14 protein-coding genes are annotated in these 19,800 nt (G+C 70.1%); 12 read left to right on the forward strand and 2 right to left on the reverse strand.

Features of this window, described 5'->3' with window-relative positions; translation table 11 throughout:
- Nucleotides 1-46 precede the first annotated feature (46 nt).
- From ACFVH0_RS03605 to ACFVH0_RS03660, 12 genes are all read left to right on the forward strand, one after another.
- A complete protein-coding gene (locus ACFVH0_RS03605) occupies nt 47-829 on the forward strand; it encodes a TIGR03936 family radical SAM-associated protein (protein WP_385817815.1) in 783 nt (260 codons plus the stop codon).
- Between the two features lie 231 nt (nt 830-1,060).
- The gene (locus tag ACFVH0_RS03610; RefSeq protein WP_385817816.1) at nt 1,061-4,969 is read left to right on the forward strand and encodes an Rne/Rng family ribonuclease; all 3,909 of its coding nucleotides are present in this window, start codon (nt 1,061-1,063) and stop codon (nt 4,967-4,969) included.
- Nucleotides 4,970-5,359: 390 nt separating this feature from the next.
- Nucleotides 5,360-5,680, forward strand: a complete 321-nt coding sequence (gene rplU / locus ACFVH0_RS03615; protein ID WP_030921216.1) for a 50S ribosomal protein L21 — start codon at nt 5,360-5,362, stop codon at nt 5,678-5,680.
- Between the two features lie 14 nt (nt 5,681-5,694).
- Nucleotides 5,695-5,952 carry a 50S ribosomal protein L27 gene (gene rpmA, locus ACFVH0_RS03620; RefSeq protein ID WP_018103204.1) on the forward strand — a complete coding sequence of 86 codons (258 nt, stop codon included), beginning with the start codon at nt 5,695-5,697 and terminating at the stop codon, nt 5,950-5,952.
- Between the two features lie 162 nt (nt 5,953-6,114).
- Entirely contained in the window at nt 6,115-7,551 is a 1,437-nt protein-coding gene (obgE, locus tag ACFVH0_RS03625; RefSeq protein WP_385817817.1) for a GTPase ObgE, read from the forward strand.
- Nucleotides 7,552-7,873: 322 nt separating this feature from the next.
- Nucleotides 7,874-9,373: a D-ribitol-5-phosphate cytidylyltransferase gene (locus ACFVH0_RS03630; protein ID WP_385817818.1), complete on the forward strand. Its 1,500-nt coding sequence runs from the start codon at nt 7,874-7,876 to the stop codon at nt 9,371-9,373.
- A gap of 148 nt (nt 9,374-9,521) precedes the next feature.
- Nucleotides 9,522-11,552, forward strand: a complete 2,031-nt coding sequence (locus tag ACFVH0_RS03635) for a hypothetical protein (protein WP_385817819.1) — start codon at nt 9,522-9,524, stop codon at nt 11,550-11,552.
- Nucleotides 11,553-11,748: 196 nt separating this feature from the next.
- On the forward strand, nt 11,749-12,921 hold the full coding sequence (locus ACFVH0_RS03640; protein WP_385818054.1) for a glycosyltransferase family 2 protein: 1,173 nt from the start codon (nt 11,749-11,751) through the stop codon (nt 12,919-12,921).
- A gap of 137 nt (nt 12,922-13,058) precedes the next feature.
- Nucleotides 13,059-14,129 carry a glucose-1-phosphate thymidylyltransferase gene (locus ACFVH0_RS03645; RefSeq protein WP_385817820.1) on the forward strand — a complete coding sequence of 357 codons (1,071 nt, stop codon included), beginning with the start codon at nt 13,059-13,061 and terminating at the stop codon, nt 14,127-14,129.
- Nucleotides 14,126-15,112, forward strand: a complete 987-nt coding sequence (rfbB, locus tag ACFVH0_RS03650; protein WP_385817821.1) for a dTDP-glucose 4,6-dehydratase — start codon at nt 14,126-14,128, stop codon at nt 15,110-15,112. Before ACFVH0_RS03645 ends, rfbB begins: the two co-directional genes overlap by 4 nt.
- On the forward strand, nt 15,109-15,993 hold the full coding sequence (gene rfbD / locus ACFVH0_RS03655; protein WP_385817822.1) for a dTDP-4-dehydrorhamnose reductase: 885 nt from the start codon (nt 15,109-15,111) through the stop codon (nt 15,991-15,993). Before rfbB ends, rfbD begins: the two co-directional genes overlap by 4 nt.
- Nucleotides 15,994-16,149: 156 nt before the next feature.
- Nucleotides 16,150-16,944, forward strand: coding sequence for a class I SAM-dependent methyltransferase (locus ACFVH0_RS03660; RefSeq protein WP_385817824.1), 795 nt, complete (start codon nt 16,150-16,152; stop codon nt 16,942-16,944).
- A gap of 73 nt (nt 16,945-17,017) precedes the next feature.
- On the opposite strand, the gene rfbC is transcribed toward ACFVH0_RS03660, so the two are convergent.
- Both rfbC and ACFVH0_RS03670 read right to left on the reverse strand, forming a co-directional pair.
- Complete coding sequence (gene rfbC, locus ACFVH0_RS03665) at nt 17,018-17,617, reverse strand: dTDP-4-dehydrorhamnose 3,5-epimerase (protein WP_385817825.1); 600 nt, start codon at nt 17,615-17,617, stop codon at nt 17,018-17,020.
- 84 nt (nt 17,618-17,701) lie between these two features.
- Entirely contained in the window at nt 17,702-19,738 is a 2,037-nt protein-coding gene (locus ACFVH0_RS03670) for a glycosyltransferase family 2 protein (RefSeq protein ID WP_385817826.1), read from the reverse strand.
- Between the last annotated feature and the right edge of the window lie 62 nt (nt 19,739-19,800).

Consider the following 19,800-nt stretch of genomic DNA (forward strand, 5'->3'; position numbering starts at 1 on the left):
ACCACTGGGCAAGCGACAGCCCGAAGGCCCGCCGCCCGCACCGGCAGTGCAGCGCATCCGACTGCGCTACACCAAGCGCGGCCGCCTCCGGTTCACCAGTCACCGTGACTTCCAGCGCGCCTTCGAGCGGGCACTGCGCCGCTCCGAGGTGCCCATGGCCTACTCGGCCGGCTTCACCCCGCACCCGAAGGTGTCGTACGCCAACGCCGCCCCGACCGGCACGGGCAGCGAGGCCGAGTTCCTGGAGATCGCCCTCACCGAGGCCCGCGATCCGGCCGTCCTGCGCGACCTGCTCAACGCCTCGCTGCCGGACGGTCTCGACATCACCGATGCCGTGGAGGCCCGCACCTCGGGTCTCGCCGACCGGCTGACCGCCTCCGTCTGGGAGCTCCGTCTCGACGGGGTCACCGTGGCGGACGCGGCGAGGGCCGTGGCCGCGTTCAACGAGGCGGAGACCGTCGAGGTCCAGCGCCGCGCGAAGAACGGCATGCGCACCTTCGACGCCCGCGCCGCCGTGGTCGACCTGCAGGCCCTTGATCCACAGGCTGATAGGCCCGAGGACAAGCCCTGTGCGATACTGCGGCTGGTTGTTCGGCACTTGACACCTGCCGTGCGACCTGACGACGTCCTGTCCGGTCTCCGCGTTGTGGCCGACCTGGCGCCGCCGGTCCCCGCAGCGGTGACCAGGCTGGCGCAGGGGCTCTTCGACGAGGAGTCCGGCACGGTGACCGACCCGCTCGCGCCCGACCGCGAGGCAGCCCCGGCCGCTCCAACCACAGCCGCCGGGACCGCCGTCGCGACGGCGCCGGAAGGTGCAGGTTCCGCGTAAGGCGGTCGTTGCAGCGCAGCCTTCGACCCGGGAGCCATCCGGTTCGGGCCGCGCGATGACCCATAAGACTTTCGCCAGGCCGTACGCACCACGCGTACGGAACCGGCGAGCCAGACATTGAGCTCCCGTGCGGCGCCCGCGCCCCGGACGGCGGACCCGCGTACATCGCGCGGACCGTGCCGGCCCGGAACCAGACGCGGCGCCCGGGAGCCTGACGGGAGAACCGCCCGCATGCCCCAGTCCAACGAACCCGGCACGACCGGGAACGCCGAAGAGAACAACGCACCCGGCGACAAGCTGCCGCCGCGCCGCAGGCGCCGCGCCGCGTCCCGTCCCGCCGGTCCGCCGGTGGCGGACGCCCGGAGCGCAGCCGCGGAAGCGGCCGAGCCGGCCATACCGGCCGTTGACGCCGCAGTGTCCGACAGCAAGCCCGCCGACGCCGAGAGCGCCGCGCCGGCGGAAGCCGCGCCGCCCGCCCGTACGCGTCGTCGTGCGGTCCGTAAGGCGACCGCCCCGGCGGGTGCGCCGCAGGCCGCCGAGGTGACCGAGGCCGCTGTGCCGGTTGCCGAGCCCGAGGCTGTGGAGCCCGAGGCCGAGGCCGAGGTCGTGGAGGCGGCGCCGGCGCGTACGCGTCGTCGTGCGGTCCGTAAGGCGACCGCCCCGGCCGGTGCGCCGCAGGCCGCCGAGGCCGTGGAGATCGTCGAGGAGGCACCGGCCGTCGCCGAGCCCGAGCCGGCCGCCGAGACCGCCGAGCCGGAGCCCGCCGCGCCGCGCGGCCGCACCCGGCGCAGGGCGTCGGCCCCGGCCGGTGCCCCGCAGGCCGCCGAGCCGGTCGCGGAGACCGCCGTGCCGGAAGAGGCCGCCGAGCCCGCCGAGGCCGCCGAGGCCCCGCGTACGCGCCGTCGGGCGACCCGCAAGGCGACCGCTCCGGCGGGTGCGCCGCAGGCCGCCGGGGCCGTGGAGATCGTCGAGGAAGCACCGGCCGTCGCCGAGCAGCCCACCGCGGAGCAGCCCGCGGCCGAGCCCGCCGAGGCCGAGGACGCCGCGCCGCGCGGCCGTCAGCGCCGCCGGGCCACCGCCGCCGCCGGCCGCCCGGAGTTCACCGGCAAGGCCGAGGAGCCCGTACGCAAGGGCCGTCGCGCCGCGCGCCCCGCCGTGGCCGTGTTCCAGGCGCCGGTCTTCGCCGAGCCGATGTTCCAGACCCCGGAGACCGCTGCCGCCGCAGCGGCGGCTTCGCGCTACGAAGAGGTCGAGGCCGAGGAAGAGGTCGAGACGGTCGAGGAGCCGGCAGCGGTCGTCGAGGCCCCGGCCGCCGAGGCCGCGCCGCAGGGCGGTTCGCGTCGCCGTCGCCGCCGTCGTGGTGAGGCCGCCGAGCCCGAGCAGGCCGTGGCTCCCGTGGAGGAGCCGGTCGAGGAGGAGCCGGAGGCCGAGGTCGAGGCCGATCACGAGGCCGAGGGCGAGGAGACGGACGAGTACGGGGACCGGCCCTCGCGCCGTCGCCGTCGTGGTGGCCGTCGCCGCCGTCGTGGCGAGGCCAGTGAGGGTGACGAGGCCGCGGAGCAGCACGGCGACGAGGCCGCCGCCGACCACGCCGAGGACGACCAGGAGCGCGCGCAGGAGCCCGAGGAGGAGGACGAGGACCACGAGGCGTCCGCCTCCGGATCGAGCAGCAGCCGTCGCCGTCGCCGCCGCCGTCGTCGCAGCGGGGACGTCTCCGCCGACACCGACACCGGCACGGACGACCCGGAGCGCACGGTCGTCAAGGTCCGCGAGCCCCGTAAGAAGGAGGAGCGGGAGCCCGGCACCGGCTTCGACGAGGTCCAGTCCATCAAGGGCTCGACCCGGATGGAGGCCAAGAAGCAGCGCCGCCGCGAGGGCCGTGAGCAGGGCCGCCGCCGCGTCCCGATCATCACCGAGGCCGAGTTCCTGGCCCGTCGTGAGGCCGTGGAGCGGGTCATGGTCGTCCGCCAGAACGGCGAGCGCACCCAGATCGGCGTTCTTGAGGACAACGTGCTCGTCGAGCACTACGTCAACAAGGAGCAGGCCACCAGCTACGTCGGCAACGTCTACCTGGGCAAGGTGCAGAACGTACTGCCGTCCATGGAGGCCGCCTTCGTCGACATCGGCAAGGGCCGCAACGCCGTGCTCTACGCCGGTGAGGTGAACTTCGAGGCGCTCGGCATGGCCCACGGGCCGCGCCGCATCGAGACCGCGCTCAAGTCCGGCCAGTCCGTCCTCGTCCAGGTGACCAAGGATCCGATCGGCCACAAGGGCGCCCGCCTGACCAGCCAGGTCTCGCTGCCCGGCCGCTACCTGGTCTACGTGCCCGAGGGCTCGATGACCGGCATCAGCCGCAAGCTGCCCGACACCGAGCGGGCCCGGCTGAAGACCATCCTCAAGAAGATCGTCCCCGAGGACGCGGGCGTCATCGTCCGCACCGCCGCGGAGGGCGCGAGTGAGGACGAGCTGCGCCGCGACGTCGAGCGGCTCCAGCAGCAGTGGGAGGACATCCAGAAGAAGTCGAAGAGCACCGGCAGCTCCAACGCGCCGACCCTGCTCTACGGTGAGCCGGACATGACCGTCCGGGTCGTCCGCGACATCTTCAACGAGGACTTCTCCAAGGTCATCGTCAGCGGCGACGACGCGTGGGAGACCATCTACGGTTACGTCTCGCAGGTGGCGCCCGACCTGACGGACCGCCTGTCGCGGTGGACCTCCGAGGTCGACATCTTCGCGACGTACCGGATCGACGAGCAGCTGATGAAGGCGCTGGACCGCAAGGTCTACCTGCCGAGTGGCGGCTCGCTGGTGATCGACAAGACCGAGGCGATGGTCGTCGTCGACGTCAACACCGGCAAGTTCACCGGTCAGGGCGGCAACCTTGAGGAGACCGTCACCAAGAACAACCTGGAGGCGGCCGAGGAGATCGTGCGCCAGCTGCGGCTGCGCGACCTCGGTGGCATCGTCGTCGTCGACTTCATCGACATGGTGCTGGAGTCCAACCGGGATCTGGTGCTGCGGCGCCTGCTGGAGTGCCTGGGACGCGACCGTACGAAGCACCAGGTCGCCGAGGTCACCTCGCTGGGCCTGGTCCAGATGACCCGCAAGCGGGTGGGCCAGGGGCTGCTGGAGTCCTTCTCCGAGACCTGCGTCCACTGCAACGGACGCGGTGTCATCGTGCACATGGAGCAGCCGACCTCGGTCGGCGGCGGTGGCAACGGCAAGCGCTCGAAGAAGCGTGGCCGGGGCGGCGTGGACCACGAGCACGCGGTGGAGGCCGAGGCCGCCACCGAGGTCGAGACCGAGGCCGAGGTGGCTGCCGAGGTGGCCGCGCCGGTGGCGCTGCCCGAGCCGGAGTTCGTACCGGACGAGGAGCTGTACAGCAGCCCGGCCGAGGCCGAGGCGGCCGCCACGCGCGGCCGCGGCCGTCGCCGTGCGACCCGTAAGGCAACGGCCCCGGCCGGTGCCCCGAAGGCCGCGGCAGCGGCGGCCCCGGCCGTCGCCGAGCCGGAGCCGGTCGTGGTCGTCGAGCCCGAGCCGGTCGTGGAGCCGGAGCCGGCCGCCGAGGTTCCGGCCCCGGTGGCCGAGGAGGCCCCCCAGGGCCGTACGCGTCGTCGGGCGACCCGGAAGGCGACCGCCCCGGCGGGCTCGCCCGCCCCGGTCGAGCCGGTCGCCGAGGTACAGGCCGCCGAGGTGCAGGCCGCCGAGCCGGTCGCCGCCCCGGTCGAGCAGCCGGAGCCGGTCGTCGAGGCCGTACAGCCCGAGGCCGCACCCGAGGAGGCGGCCCCCGAGGCCGCCCCGCCGCGTGCGCGTCGCCGGGTGACCCGCAAGGTCACCGCCCCCGCGGGCTCGCCCGCCGGTGCGGACGGCGCGGAGGTCGTCGTGGTGACCGGTTCGGCCGAGCCGAAGCCCGAGTCCGAGCCGAAGGCCGACGCCGAGACCGTCGAGGCGGAGGCCCCGGTCAAGAAGGCGGCCCGCAAGACCGCCAAGAAGGCCACGGCGAAGAAGGCGGCCACCAAGAAGACGGCGGCCAAGAAGACCGCCGCGAAGAAGACGACGGCCAAGAAGGCGACAGCCAAGAAGACGGTCGCCGCGGAGAAGTCTTCGCAGCCCGCGGTCTCGGCCGACGCCGAGGCGTAGGGGCGACCCGCAGAGCGGTTGCACGGCCGGTGGGCCACACTCCGACAGGGGTGTGGCCCACCGGCCGTTCCGTTCGGCCGGGGAGCCGTCACAAGGCCGCCGGCGGCCTCCAGAGGGCTGCCGGTACGCCGCGACGGCGGTCCGGCGGCGGGGAGCGGCGGGGGAGCAGGAATGAACGGGGGAGCGGCGGGGAAGGACACAGGGCCCGGTTTGACCCTCCGGACGGCGGCCCGTAACCTTGCCCTTCGGCGTGTTTCCATGCGCCTGTCCCTGAGCAACCCCCTCCCTTCACAGGTGAGAGGCCGCTCGTCCATTCGGATCACCTCGGGCCCCGGCCCGTGTGAGCGGCTGGCATCAGGGGCCCCGGTTCCGAGCGAGAGAGAGATCCGCGTGTACGCCATCGTGCGCAGCGGTGGCCGCCAGCACAAGGTTGCTGTCGGTGACATCGTTGAGGTTGACAAGATTTCCACTGCCCAGGTTGGCGACACGGTCGAGCTCTCGACCCTGCTCGTGGTCGACGGCGACGCCGTGACCAGCGACCCGTGGGTGCTGGCCGGGATCAAGGTCCAGGCCGAGGTCGTGGACCACCACAAGGGCGCGAAGATCGACATCCTTCGCTACAAGAACAAGACCGGCTACCGCCGTCGCCAGGGTCACCGCCAGCAGTACACGGCGATCAAGGTCACCGGTATCCCCGCGGCTGCGAAGTAAGGGACTGAGGAGACATGGCACACAAGAAGGGCGCATCGTCCACCCGGAACGGGCGCGATTCCAATGCTCAGCGGCTCGGCGTGAAGCGCTTCGGCGGTCAGGCCGTCAACGCCGGTGAGATCCTGGTCCGCCAGCGCGGCACCCACTTCCACCCGGGCACGGGCGTCGGCCGTGGCGGCGACGACACGCTGTTCGCGCTCGCCGCCGGTGCGGTCGAGTTCGGCACGCACCGTGGCCGCAAGGTCGTGAACATCGTTCCGATCGCCGGCTGATTTTCGGCGCTCGTCGAGCGGTTTCTGCGGAGGCGGACCTCACTTCCCGAACGGGAAGCGGGTCCGCCTTTCGCGTGTTTCTCCCAAGAGAGACGGCTTTCTCCTCCGTGGGGACAGCACGAGTGAGACATTTCTGCATGTATGTAACTGGAGGTTTCAACCATGACCACCTTCGTGGACCGCGTCGAGCTGCACGTCGCCGCGGGTAACGGGGGCCACGGCTGTGCCTCCGTACACCGTGAGAAGTTCAAGCCGCTCGGCGGTCCGGACGGCGGCAACGGCGGACGCGGCGGCGATGTGACCCTGGTCGTCGACCAGGCCGTCACCACGCTCCTCGACTATCACCACCACCCCCACCGCAAGGCCACCAACGGCCAGCCCGGCGCGGGCGACAACCGTTCCGGCAAGGACGGCCAGGACCTGGTCCTGCCGGTGCCCGACGGCACGGTCGTGCTCGACCGGGACGGCAATGTGCTCGCCGACCTGGTCGGCCAGGGCACCACGTTCGTCGCCGGACAGGGCGGACGCGGCGGCCTCGGCAACGCCGCGCTGGCCTCCGCCCGGCGCAAGGCCCCCGGCTTCGCGCTGCTCGGCGAGCCCGGTGAGGCCCGGGACATCGTCCTGGAGCTCAAGACCGTCGCCGACGTCGCGCTGGTCGGCTACCCGAGCGCCGGCAAGTCCTCGCTGATCTCCGTGCTGTCGGCGGCCAAGCCGAAGATCGCGGACTACCCCTTCACGACCCTCGTCCCGAACCTCGGCGTGGTCACCGCGGGCAGCACCGTCTACACCGTCGCCGATGTCCCGGGCCTCATCCCGGGCGCCAGCCAGGGCCGCGGCCTCGGCCTGGAGTTCCTGCGGCACGTGGAACGCTGCTCGGTGCTGGTGCACGTACTGGACACCGCGACGCTGGAGTCCGACCGCGACCCGGTCTCCGACCTCGACATCATCGAGGAAGAGCTGAAGCAGTACGGCGGTCTGGAGGACCGGCCCCGCATCGTCGTCCTCAACAAGATCGACATCCCGGACGGCCAGGACCTCGCCGACATGATCCGCCCGGACCTGGAAGAGCGCGGCTACCGCGTCTTCGAGGTGTCCGCGGTCGCGCGTACCGGCCTGAAGGAGCTCTCCTTCGCGCTCGCGGGCATCATCGCCGAGGCGCGTGCGGCCAAGCCGGTGGAGGTGGCGACCCGGATCGTCATCCGCCCGAAGGCCGTCGACGACGCGGGCTTCACCGTCACGCTGGAGGAGGACGGCATCTACCGGGTGCGCGGCGAGAAGCCGGAGCGCTGGGTGCGCCAGACCGACTTCAACAACGACGAGGCCGTCGGCTACCTGGCCGACCGGCTCAACCGCCTCGGTGTCGAGGACGAACTGGTGAAGGCCGGTGCCCGCGCGGGTGACGGCGTCGCCATCGGCGCCGAGGACAACGCGGTCGTCTTCGACTGGGAGCCGACCCTGGCGGCGGGCGCCGAGATGCTCGGCCGTCGTGGCGAGGACCACCGCCTCGAAGCACCGCGCCCGGCGGCGCAGCGCCGGCGCGAGCGCGAGTCGGAGCGCGACGAGGCCCAGCGCGAGTTCGACGAGTTCAACCCGTTCTAGGACCTGTTCCAGGACGGGCCCAACCCGCTCCGGAACGGTCACCGGCCGCCGGAAGGTCCTGTTCCGCAGGCCCCTCCGGCGGCCGCGCACGCTCTCCGCGTCATACGTACGAGGGAACCGAACCCGCTCAGGGGTGAATCATGCCGCTCACTCGTGTGGCGTCGATCACCTGGCAGGGAAGCCCCAATTCCGGTATTCGCCCTGATCGCAAGGCACCAAAAGGTTTCGATACGGCGTGCGGCGGCCGACGTCCACCTTGCGAGACGGTAACGGAGAGTGCAACCATCGCGGTATCTCCCAGCCCTCGCAAGGTAGGTCGTCTGTGTCTGCTCAGCACATAGCCAAAGCCCGAACCACAGCAGTCGTGCTCGCCGGCGGTACCGGCCAGCGCGTGGGTCTGTCCATTCCCAAGCAGCTGCTGAAGATCGCAGGCAAGGCTGTCATCGAGCACACGCTGTCGATCTTCCAGCAGGCCGACTCCATCGACGACGTCATCGTGCTGATGGCTCCGGGCTACGTGCCCGACGTCGAGAAGATCGTCGCCAAGGCCGGGCTCACCAAGGTCACCAAGGTGATCGAGGGCGGTTCCACGCGCAACGAGACCACCGAGCGTGCCATCGCGGCGCTCGGTGAGGGCCTGGCCGAGGGCGAGGACCGCAACGTCCTCTTCCACGATGCCGTGCGCCCGCTGCTCTCGCAGCGCGTCATCAAGGACTGCGTCGACGCGCTGGACCGCTACCAGGCGGTCGATGTCGCCATCCCGTCCGCGGACACGATCATCGTGACCCGCACCCACGGCGGCGACGGCGAGTTCATCACCGACGTGCCCGACCGCTCCCGGCTGCGCCGTGGCCAGACGCCGCAGGCCTTCAAGCTCTCCACGATCCGCCGGGCCTACGAGGTCGCCGCCGGTGACCCGAACTTCCAGGCCACCGACGACTGCTCGGTCGTGCTCAAGTACCTCCCCGACGTCCCGATCTACGTCGTGGCGGGCGACGAGTACAACATGAAGGTCACCCAGCCGGTCGACGTCTTCATCGCGGACAAGCTCTTCCAGCTGGCCTCCACGGCCGTTCCGCAGCCGACCGACGACGCCGCCTACCGCGAGCTGCTCACCGGCAAGACCCTCGTCGTCTTCGGCGGCTCGTACGGCATCGGCGCGGACATCGCGACGCTCGCCGAGTCCTACGGCGCCACCGTCTACGCCCTGGGCCGCTCCACCACCGGTACGCACGTGGAGAACCCCGAGCACATCGACGAGGCGCTCACCAAGGCGTACGCCGACACCGGCCGCGTCGACTACGTGATCAACACCGCCGGTGTGCTCCGCATCGGCAAGCTGGCCGAGACGGACAACGCGACCATCCAGGAAGCGCTGAACGTCAACTACCTGGCACCCGTGCAGATCGCCCGCGCCTCGTACAAGTACCTCGCCGAGACCAAGGGCCAGCTGCTGCTCTACACCTCCAGCAGCTACACCCGGGGCCGCGCGGAGTACAGCCTCTACTCGTCGACCAAGGCCGCCATGGTGAACCTCACCCAGGCGCTCTCGGACGAGTGGGCGGCCGACGGCGTGCGGGTGAACTGTGTGAACCCCGAGCGCACCGCCACCCCGATGCGCACCAAGGCGTTCGGCGACGAGCCCGCGGGCACGCTGCTGTCCTCCGAGGCGGTCGCCCGGACCTCGCTCGACGTCCTGCTCTCGGAGATGACCGGCCATGTCATCGACGTACGCCAGCAGGACCCGACCCGGGGCGCCTCCGAGGCATCCGGATTCGAGCAGGCGCTTGCCGCTGTCCTGGACCGACAGGCCGATGTGTAATACTGCTTGACAATCGACTATTCGGACCCCTGCAGTCGCCGAGCGCGAACTGCAGGGGTCCGTATTCGTGAAGCTCTGTCTTCACATTCCCCTCGTAAGGTAAAAAAGTCGGCACCCTCGGGAGCGGTACTTCGTGATTTCGAAAGCCATGCGTTTGGCTCGGGTGGGCAGCGGTTCGGAGCTGGCCGCCGCGCTCCTGGTGGCTCTGGGGTTCCCGTGCATAATGCTCGCGGCAATAATCCCCAATCTCTGGTTCTTCGCCGCGGCCACCGCGGTCACCTATCTCGCGGACCGGTATCTGCACCACTGCGGCAGCTATCTGATCAACCGGCTCGCCGCCGTCCGGGCCGGGCTCTCGATCCGCTTCCTGGTCCGTCAGCTGCTGCTCATCCTGCTGCTCTCCCGCATGGGATACGGCGAGGAGACGCTCTTCTACGTGACGGTCGCCTGCCTCCTGGCGTTCTACGGACTCCAGGCGCCGCAGAGCGCGATGGTCACCCTGATCCGGCTCCGCCGCAAGCTTCCGGTGGTCACCCGAAACATCGACCTGTCGGCGGTGCGGATAGCGGATGCCCCGCCGCAGCGCCTGATGAACCGGCCCGCGGAGAAGATGCTCCACCTGGACGTCTTCGCGATCGTGGGCGTGCTGGTCGCCGTCGAGACCGGCAAGGACGTCATCGCGTACGTCGGCCTCGGCCTGACACTCGTTCTCGCGGTCTGCTACCTGGTGGCCCTGCTGCCGTACGTCCGGCCGAGCCGGCTCGTACCGCCGGAGACCAAGGTCCTCAACGCGGTGGGCGACTGGCTCGCCGAGTACCGGCCGACCGTGATGCTGTACTTCTCCGGCTCCAAGGACTCCGCCTACCAGGTCAACATGTGGCTGGAGACGATGGCCCAGCTCGGCGGCCGGCCGATGATCCTGCTGCGTGAGCGCAACATCCTGCCGCAGCTCGCCACGACCTCGGTGCCGGTGCTCTGCGTGCCCGGTGGCGTGCACCTGATGAACCTGGACCTCTCGACGGTGCGGGTCGCGCTCTACGCGGCCAATGTCGGCAAGAACATCCACCTGCTCCGGGTGCCGACGATGAAGCACGTCTTCATCGGTCACGGCGACAGCGACAAGATCGCCAGCGTCAACCCGTACAGCAAGGTCTACGACGAGGTGTGGACCGCGGGCCGGGCCGGCCGCGACCGCTACGCGCTGGCCGATGTCGGGGTGCGCGACGAGGACATCGTGGAGGTGGGTCGCCCGCAGCTGGCCGCCATCCGGTCCTGGTCCGGTACGCCGGGGAACCCGATCCCGACCGTGCTGTATGCCCCGACCTGGGAGGGCTGGGACGACAACCCGGGCAACACCTCGCTGCTGCTGGCCGGTGAGAACATCGTCAGGCGGCTGCTGGAGGCCGAGCAGCCGGTCCGGCTGCTGTACAAGCCGCACCCCTTCACCGGTACCCGCAGTGCCAAGGCCAAGGCCGTGCACCTGCGCATCACCGCGATGATCGAGCAGGCCGCGGCCCAGCGCGCCACCGACCCCCGCTGGGCGGAGCAGTCGGCCGCGCTGCGGGGCGAGCAGGCCGAGGCGCGGGCCGAGCTGGTCCGTATCGAGGCGCGGCTGGCCGAGCTGGCCGGCGGCGGCCGCACCGCCCGGGACGAGGCGGAGCTGTCCCGCGACTCGCTGGCCGACCCGGCGCGCGAGGCCGAGACGGCGAAGCTCAAGGACGAGTGGAACGCGGCGTCCTGGCGTGCGCAGGGCTGGTGGGAGCACCGGGTCATCACCGGCGCCCAGATGCGGCTCTACGACTGCTTCAACGAGTCGGACGCCATGGTCTCGGACATCTCCAGCGTGGTCTCCGACTTCATCGCGAGCGGGAAGCCGTACGCGGTCACGGACTCGGCCGAGCTGGGCGAGGAAGAGTTCCGCAGGCAGAACACCGCGGTGCGCGCCGCGGTGATCCTGTCCAACTCGGCGGCCGAGCTGGATGCCCTGCTCGCCGCGGTGAAGGACCCGGCAGCGGACACCCTGGCGGACGACCGGCGCGAGCTGAAGCAGTACCTGCTCGGTCCGGACGAGCCCACCTCGATCGTGCAGTTCGACTCGGCCGTGACGGCGCTCGCCGCCAAGTCCGACGCCCGGAACACCGGGGTGGCGAAGAGTCTGGGTGAGCCCGTGGGCGGCTGAGAAGTCGACCATTCGCCTTACCTGATTGACGAGGGCCCGGCATACACCCGAGAGGGTTGTGCCGGGCCTTTGTGATGAGTGTCACCTTTTGGCGGTGTGGCGTAAGACAACCAACGGCCCGGGCTGACTGTCTTCTGTTTGTGTGAACGAGACGCAAATTCCTGACGTGACTGTGGTTGTCGGCGCATATGAGGCGATGCCCTACCTCATTCGCTGTCTCGAATCGGTGGAGGCGCAGACCATCGGTGCCGAGCGGATCGAAATCGTCGCGGTCGACGACGGTTCCACCGATGGCACGGGTGAGTACCTGGAAGAATTCGCGGCGAGATCGCAGGTGCCGACCAGGGTGGTCAGGCAGAAGAACTCCGGCGGTCCCAGCGGTCCGCGAAATGTGGGCCTCGGTATGGCCCGTGGGCGCTATGTGTTCTTCCTGGACGCGGACGACTACTTCGGTGACGAGGCCCTGGAGCGGATGGTGGCCATGGCCGACCGGGCCGGTACCGATGTGGTGCTCGGCAAGGTGGTCGGCGTGAACCGGGGGGCGCCGCAGTCGATGTGGCGGGCCACCAAGGAACGGGTCGACGTCTACAACTCCAAGGTCATTTACACCCTGAGCGCCCAGAAGCTCTTCCGGCGTGAACTCCTGGAGCGGCTCTCCCTCAGGTTCGATGAGAATCTCAAGACCGGCGAGGACGCCCTCTTCACGATGGAGGCATATCTGCGCGGCGCCGGTGTCTCGGTGATCTCCAATTACGTCTGCTATTACCTGGTGGGCCGCGACGACGGGAAGCACGTCACCAAGAGCGGAACCTATGTGTGGCGCTTCGACTCGATGCGCGCCATGATGGCGCTCATTCACCGGATCGAGCCCGCCGGGCCGAAAAGGGATTTCCTCATGGTCCGGCCCTTCACGGTGGGGATGCTCCAGCAGTTCGGCCCGATTGTGCTGAAGGATTCCGAGGAAGTCCGCCGGCACAAAATGGAACTCGCGGCTCCGCTGATGGAAAAGTACTGGGACGACGGCGTGGCCCGGCTGATCAAGGTGTCCGAGCGACTGCGTCTCGCCTGTGTGGCGCGGGGCAGGACGGACCTGCTCATCGAGGTGGTGCGGTACCTCCGGGCGAAGACGGTCCCGGATGTGGTCAGTTCACGCAAAGGTGACACGCTGTACCTCGCGTACCCGCACTTCCGCGACAAGTCGGCCGGTCTGGCCGATTCCAACTACGAGGTCACCGTGCCGGACTGGCACGACGGCAAGCGCATCGACCAGCCGAAGGTCGCCGCCCGCCGGGCCTCGCTGTCCCGGCGGGTGGCCCGCAGGATGCGCCGCGACATGCGGCGGTGGAAGGAACGGCTGAACGCGGCGTGACGGCCGCTCGTCCGCCGGGTGGATCCCGAGTGCGCCCATCGGACGGATTCGCGGAATAACACACACGGAAGCTCAGTAAAATCGTTCGGACGTCGCGCCCGCGGCAGGACCGACAGAACACCATGGGGACTGGTCACGTGAAGGCTCTCGTACTATCCGGAGGGGCCGGCACCCGCCTGCGTCCCATCACACACACCTCGGCCAAGCAGCTGGTGCCCGTGGCGAACAAGCCCGTGCTCTTCTACGGTCTGGAAGCCATCGCGGAAGCCGGCATCACCGAGGTCGGCATCATCGTGGGCGACACCGCCCCCGAGATCCGCGAGGCGGTCGGCGACGGCTCCGCGCTCGGCATCGAGGTCACCTACATCCCGCAGGACGAGCCGCTCGGCCTCGCCCACGCGGTGCTGATCGCCCGCGACTTCCTGGGCGACGACGACTTCGTCATGTACCTCGGCGACAACTTCATCGTCGGCGGGATCACCGGTCTGGTGGACGAGTTCCGCGCGGACAAGCCCGACGCGCAGATCCTGCTGACGCAGGTGCCCAACCCGACCTCCTTCGGTGTCGCGGAGCTCGACGCCGACGGCCGGGTGGCGGCGCTGGAGGAGAAGCCGAAGGAACCCAAGAGCGATCTGGCGCTCGTCGGCGTCTATCTCTTCACCCCGGCCATCCACGAGGCGGTCCGCTCGATCGAGCCGTCCTGGCGCGGCGAGCTGGAGATCACGCACGCCATCCAGTGGCTGATCGACCAGAAGCGCGACGTGCGCTCCACCACGATCCGCGGCTACTGGAAGGACACCGGCAACGTCACCGACATGCTGGAGGTCAACCGGACCGTCCTGGAGGCCGTCGAGCCGTTCCAGGAGGGCGCCGACGTCGACGCGGACAGCGAGATCATCGGCCGGGTCCGGATCGAGCCGGGTGCCAAGGTCAGCGGCAGCCGCATCGTCGGGCCCGTGATCATCGGCGCCCGTTCGGTGATCAGCGGCGCGTACGTGGGCCCGTTCACCTCGGTCTCGGAGGACGTCCGCATCGAGGACAGCGAGATCGAGTACTCCATCGTCCTGCGGGGCGCCTCCATCGCCGGTGTCCGCCGCGTCGAGGCGTCGCTCATCGGCCGTGACGTCGAAGTGACCCCCGCCCCCCGTTCCCCGTCCGCCCACCGACTCGTGCTCGGCGACCACAGCAAGGTGCAGATCTCTTCATGACCACCAACATCCTGGTGACCGGCGGCGCCGGCTTCATCGGCTCGCACTACGTCCGTACGGTGCTCGGCCCCGAGGGCCCCGGCGACATCGCTGTCACCGTCCTCGACAAGCTCACCTACGCGGGCAACCCGGCCAACCTCGACGAGGTGCGCGAGCACCCCGGTTTCCGGTTCGTGCAGGGTGACATCTGTGACCCGGAGCTGGTCGCCAAGCTGATGGCCGAGCACGACCAGGTGGTGCACTTCGCCGCCGAGTCCCACGTGGACCGGTCCATCGACGGCGGCGCCGAGTTCGTCCGTACCAACGTGGTGGGCACCCACACGCTGATCCACGCCGCGTACCTCGCGGGCATCAAGACCTTCGTGCACATCTCCACCGACGAGGTCTACGGCTCGATCGACGAGGGCTCCTGGCCCGAGACCCACCCGCTCGCGCCCAACTCGCCGTACTCCGCGGCCAAGGCGTCCAGCGACCTGATCGCGCTCTCGTACCACCGCACCCACGGCCTCGACGTGCGGGTGACCCGCTGCTCCAACAACTACGGGCACCACCACTTCCCCGAGAAGGTCATCCCGCTCTTCGTCACCAACCTGCTGGACGGCAGGACGGTCCCGCTCTACGGTGACGGCGCCAACGTCCGCGACTGGCTGCACATCGACGACCACGTCCAGGGCATCGAACTGGTCCGCACCAAGGGCCGGGCCGGCGAGGTCTACAACATCGGCGGCGGCACCGAGCTGTCCAACAAGGAGCTCACCGGCCTGCTGCTGGACGCCTGCGGCGCCGACTGGGACACCAGCGTCACCTACGTCGAGGACCGCAAGGGCCACGACCGCCGCTACTCCGTCGACTGCACCAAGATCCGCGAGGAGCTCGGCTACGAGCCCCGCAAGGACTTCCGCACCGGCCTCGCCGAGACCGTGCAGTGGTACCGCGACAACCGCGCCTGGTGGGAGCCGCTGAAGGACCGGGCCGCCCTGTGAGCGCCGTCTGGCTGGTCACCGGAGCCGCCGGGATGCTGGGCCAGGACGTCCTGGCCCGGCTCGCCGGTACGGACGCCACCGCGGTCGCCGCTGACCGGGCGGCACTGGACGTCGCCGATCCCGCATCCGTGCGGGCCGCCTTCGAGGAGCACCGCCCGGCCGTCGTGGTGAACTGCGCCGCCTGGACCGCGGTCGACGACGCGGAGTCCCAGGAGGACGCCGCGCTGCGGGTCAACGGCACCGGCCCCGCCGTCCTCGCCGAGGCCTGCCGCGAGCACGGCGCCGTGCTCCTCCAGGTCTCCACCGACTACGTCTTCGCCGGCGACGGCGACAAGCCGTACGCCGAGGACGACCCGACCGGTCCGCGCAGCGCCTACGGCCGCACCAAGCTGGCCGGCGAGCAGGCCGTGCTGAGCACCCTGCCGGAGACCGGTTACGTGGTCCGCACGGCCTGGCTGTACGGCGCGGGCGGCGGCAACTTCGTCCGTACGATGATCAAGCTGGAGGGCGTCAAGGACACCCTCGACGTGGTGGACGACCAGCGGGGTCAGCCCACCTGGACCGTCGATCTGGCCGACCGGCTGGTCCGGCTCGGGCAGGCCGCCCTCGCGGGCACCGCCCCGGCCGGCGTCTACCACGGCACCAGCGGCGGCGAGACGACCTGGTTCGGCTTCACCCGGGAGATCTTCCGGCTGCTCGGCACCGACCCGGAGCGGGTCCGTCCCACGACCAGCGAGGCCTTCGTGCGGCCGGCCCCCCGGCCCGCGTTCAGCGTGCTGGGCCACGACCGCTGGGCCGCGGCCGGGATCGAGCCGGTCCGGGACTGGCGGCCGGCACTCGCGGAAGCATTTCCGGCGCTTGTCGCGGCAGAGCGGCCATGATCATCAATTGATCGTATAGGTGGTCAAATCTCGTCGAATTTCGAAGATATTCACGGGGAAGGTTTACATCAGGGAGAACGCTTACATCACAGTGCGGTCATGAGGTAACTTCGCCGGGAACCGGACCAGTTGGTTTCCTCCGAAGGGCAGCTCCACGTGAACCGCCACGACTTCCTGCGCCATCTGCACCGCGTCTACCGGCCTCGGAACTATCTGGAGATCGGGGTCAACGACGGCAGAAGCCTGGCCCTCTCACGGGTTCCTTCCGTCGCCGTCGACCCCGCCTTCCGGGTCGTGACGGACATCAGCTGTGACGTCCACCTGGTCAGAGCGACCAGCGACGCCTTCTTCGCCCGCAAGGACCCGCTGCTGCACCTGCGCAACGGCCGGAACCCGTTCCGCGCCCTGGCCCGCCGCGATCCGCTCAACGTCCTCGGCGGGGATCCGAAGCTGGAGCTGTCCTTCATCGACGGCATGCACCTCTTCGAGTACGCCCTGCGCGACTTCATGAACGTGGAGAAGCACTCCCGCTGGTCGAGCGTGATCGTTCTCGACGACATGCTGCCGCGCGATGTCGACGAGGCTGCCCGCGACCGGCACACCAAGTTCTGGACCGGTGACGTGTACAAGGTGGTGCAGGTACTGCGCCGCTACCGCCCCGACCTGGTGGTCGTCGAGGTGGACACCGAACCGACCGGCGTGGTCGCCGTGTTCGGCGCCGACCCGGAGAACAACGTCCTGAAGAACGAGTACGACAAGATCATCGAGGAGTTCGTCGTACCCGACCCGCAGGACGTGCCCGAAGAGGTGCTCGTCCGCAAGAACGCGGTCCGGCCCGAGACGCTGCTGCGCGCCGACTTCTGGCCGGCCCTGACCCGCGCCCGCAATCTGCACCGCTCGCGCTCGGCCTTCGCGCCGCTGCGCTCGCGCATCGAGGCAGTGACGGGCTGACCCCGGCCGGACGACGCGAAGCCCCCGTGATCCGTACGGACCACGGGGGCTTCGGCGTATCGGCGCGGACGGCTCAGCCGCGGGCGCGCAGCTGCGCGTAGTACGCCTGGCACGCCTCGTACGAGGGCAGCAGGCCCTGCTCCTCGGCCTCGGCCAGCGAGGGGGCCGCGGCGTCCTTGTCGGACAGCAGCGGGGTGATGCCCTCGGGCCACTCGATGCCCAGCTCCGGATCGAGCGGGTTGATGCCGTGCTCGCGGCCGGGCGCGTAGCCCTCGGAGCACAGGTAGCTGACCGAGGCGTCGTCCGTCAGTGCCATGAAGGCGTGGCCGAGACCCTCGGCGAGGTAGACGGCGTGGTGGTCGACGTCGTCGAGCCGGACGGCCTCCCACTGCTTGTACGTGGGGGAGCCGACCCGGATGTCCACGATGACGTCGACCACCGCACCGCGCACGCACTTGACGTACTTCGCCTGGCTCGGCGGAACGTCCGCGAAGTGCACCCCGCGCAGCGTCCCCCGGCTGGAGATGGAGAAGTTGGCCTGCGCCAGCCGCAGCGTGTGGCCGACGGCCTCGCTCAGCTCCGACGCCTTGAACCACTCGTGGAAGCTGCCGCGGCTGTCCGGGAAGACCTTGGGCTCATGCACCCAGGCCCCTTCGATGGAGAGCTGCCGCATGCGATCACGTCCTTGTTCTGTTGCTCGTGGCCGATGCGTTCGGCCGGTGTTCTGATGGAAAACGTATGGCGGTACGGGCGCGGGTCAGCCGGTGAACCGGGCGGCCAGACGACGCGCCCGCTTGCGGCTCTTGGCCGGGAGCCTGCGCACGATGGGGCCGCCGACGGTGCGCAGCGCGCGGCGCAGCTTCGCCTTCCGGCGCCTGCTGGTGATGCCGAGCATGATCCCGGCGTCGATCGCCGGCAGGCTCGCGGGGAGGGTGATCCGGCCATTCTTGGCGACGGTGACGTCGCAGAGGTGGAACGCGGGGTTCTTGTCGCCGTCCAGCCGGACCGCGAGCTTCCACGTACCGGCCGGGACGCCCGGCGCGCGGTCGGGCACGGTGAGGTGGGCCCGGCCGTCGGTGGGCCGCAGGGTGGTGCGCAGCTGGTGCGAGGAGCCGCCCGCCCCGCCCGCAGGGCTCAGGACCAGGGTGGTCGGGGACGGGCCGGTCCCGTCGGTGGTGAAGAGGTCCAGCCGGAGCTCGGAGCCGCCGGGGGACCGCTGGAGCGGACGCCCTTCGAGGTACTCGGCCAGCTTCTTGGCGCGGCGGGCCACATCGAGGGTGATGTTGCCGTGCGGGTCGGTGAAGTACGGGATGACGGCGCGGGCCGGCGAACCCAGCAGGGCGGGCAGGCAGGCGGCGTCGACCTCCGGGGCGCGGTCGGCGCCGAGCCGGGCCTTGCGGACCAGGCCGAGGCCGCGCAGCGGCACCCAGACGTCCCAGAAGCCGCGCGACACCCGGCCGCGGCCCTTGACCGCCTCCGAGCCGATCTGGCCGCTGCCGTGCAGGACGACCTCGCAGACATCGTCGCCGAGCTCCTCGACCCGGGCGGTGAAGCTCGCCGGGCAGGACCACTCGACGGCGGTCTCACGGTTGCGCAGCGACAGCTCGGCGGAGAATCCGGCCATGTCGTCGGTGACGTCCAGGAGCTCGCCGTCCGGCAGCAGGCCCTCGGTGATGTCGGGGTGCAGGAAGTAGCGCCCGTCGCGGCGCAGCAGCGTCAGCGGGGTCTGGTCCTCGCCGTGGACGAGACGGCCGCTGATGGTGAGGTCGATGCGGCCGTCCGGCCGCCAGGCGAAGTCCTCCAGGCGGGCCGCGGCCTTGACCGACGCGGCGAACCGGGAGATCCGGACCAGGCCCTGGCGGTCGTTGTTGCGCAGCAGTGTGGAGCGCAGCCGGAGCACCGGGCCGAGCCCGTCGTGCACCCCGTCGTCCATGAAGTCCGTGGCCAGACCCTGGACGGCGTCGCACATCTCGTCCAGGTACTCGGGGTCGTACTTGAGGACGGCGGGCTCGCTGAGCCGGCCGAGCATCTCGACGCGGTAGAAGCGGCGCAGCAGCATGTCCCGGAACTCGCCGGGCTCGGTGTTGTCCACGACGACGTCGAGGACCTCACGGAGGTTGCCGTAGTAGCCGGACGGCACGATCTTCGCCGATCCGGCGTTCTGGCCGTCGTCCCGCCGGGAGTAGTAGTAGCAGGTGTAGTTGCCGAGGATCGAGACGACCTTGGCGGGGAAGTACGCCTGCATCATGTAGAGCTGGTCCTCGAGCCGGCGCTTGCCCTCGGGGTAGGCGATGCCGTTCTCGCGGAGGAACTCCGTACGGAACATCTTGTGCGGCGTGAGGCTGTCGTACAGAGGTGCGTCGTGCAGGGTGCACTTCTCGCGGTTCTTCTTGAACACGCCGTGCGGGACGCCGCGGAAGTTGCTCGCCACCTTGCCGATGACGATGTCCGAACCGTTGCGGTGGCCCATGTCGTACAGCCGCTGCAGGGCGCCGGAGGCGAGGTAGTCGTCCTGGTCGACGAACTGGACGTACTCGCCCTTCGCCTCGTCCACACCGATGTTGCGGGGCTTTCCGGGCCAGCCGGAATTCGGGATGGTGATGACACGGAAATGCGGATGTTCCCCGGCCAGCTTCTCGAGCCGCTCACGAGTGTCGTCCGTCGAGCCATCGTTGACGAAGAGAACTTCGAACTCCCCTGCGGGGAGAGTCTGTCGCAGCAGCGAGTCGATGCAGGGGTCGATGTACTTGCCCGGGTTGTATACAGGAATGACGACACTTACTTTGACTGGCATTGCTGCTGTCCCATGTCTGCTAGAAGTCCCTCTGGCCGGCGGCGGATGCGGGGCCTGCGCTG

The organism is Streptomyces sp. NPDC127117 (assembly GCF_042677325.1).
In the GTDB taxonomy this organism is placed as follows: domain Bacteria; phylum Actinomycetota; class Actinomycetes; order Streptomycetales; family Streptomycetaceae; genus Streptomyces.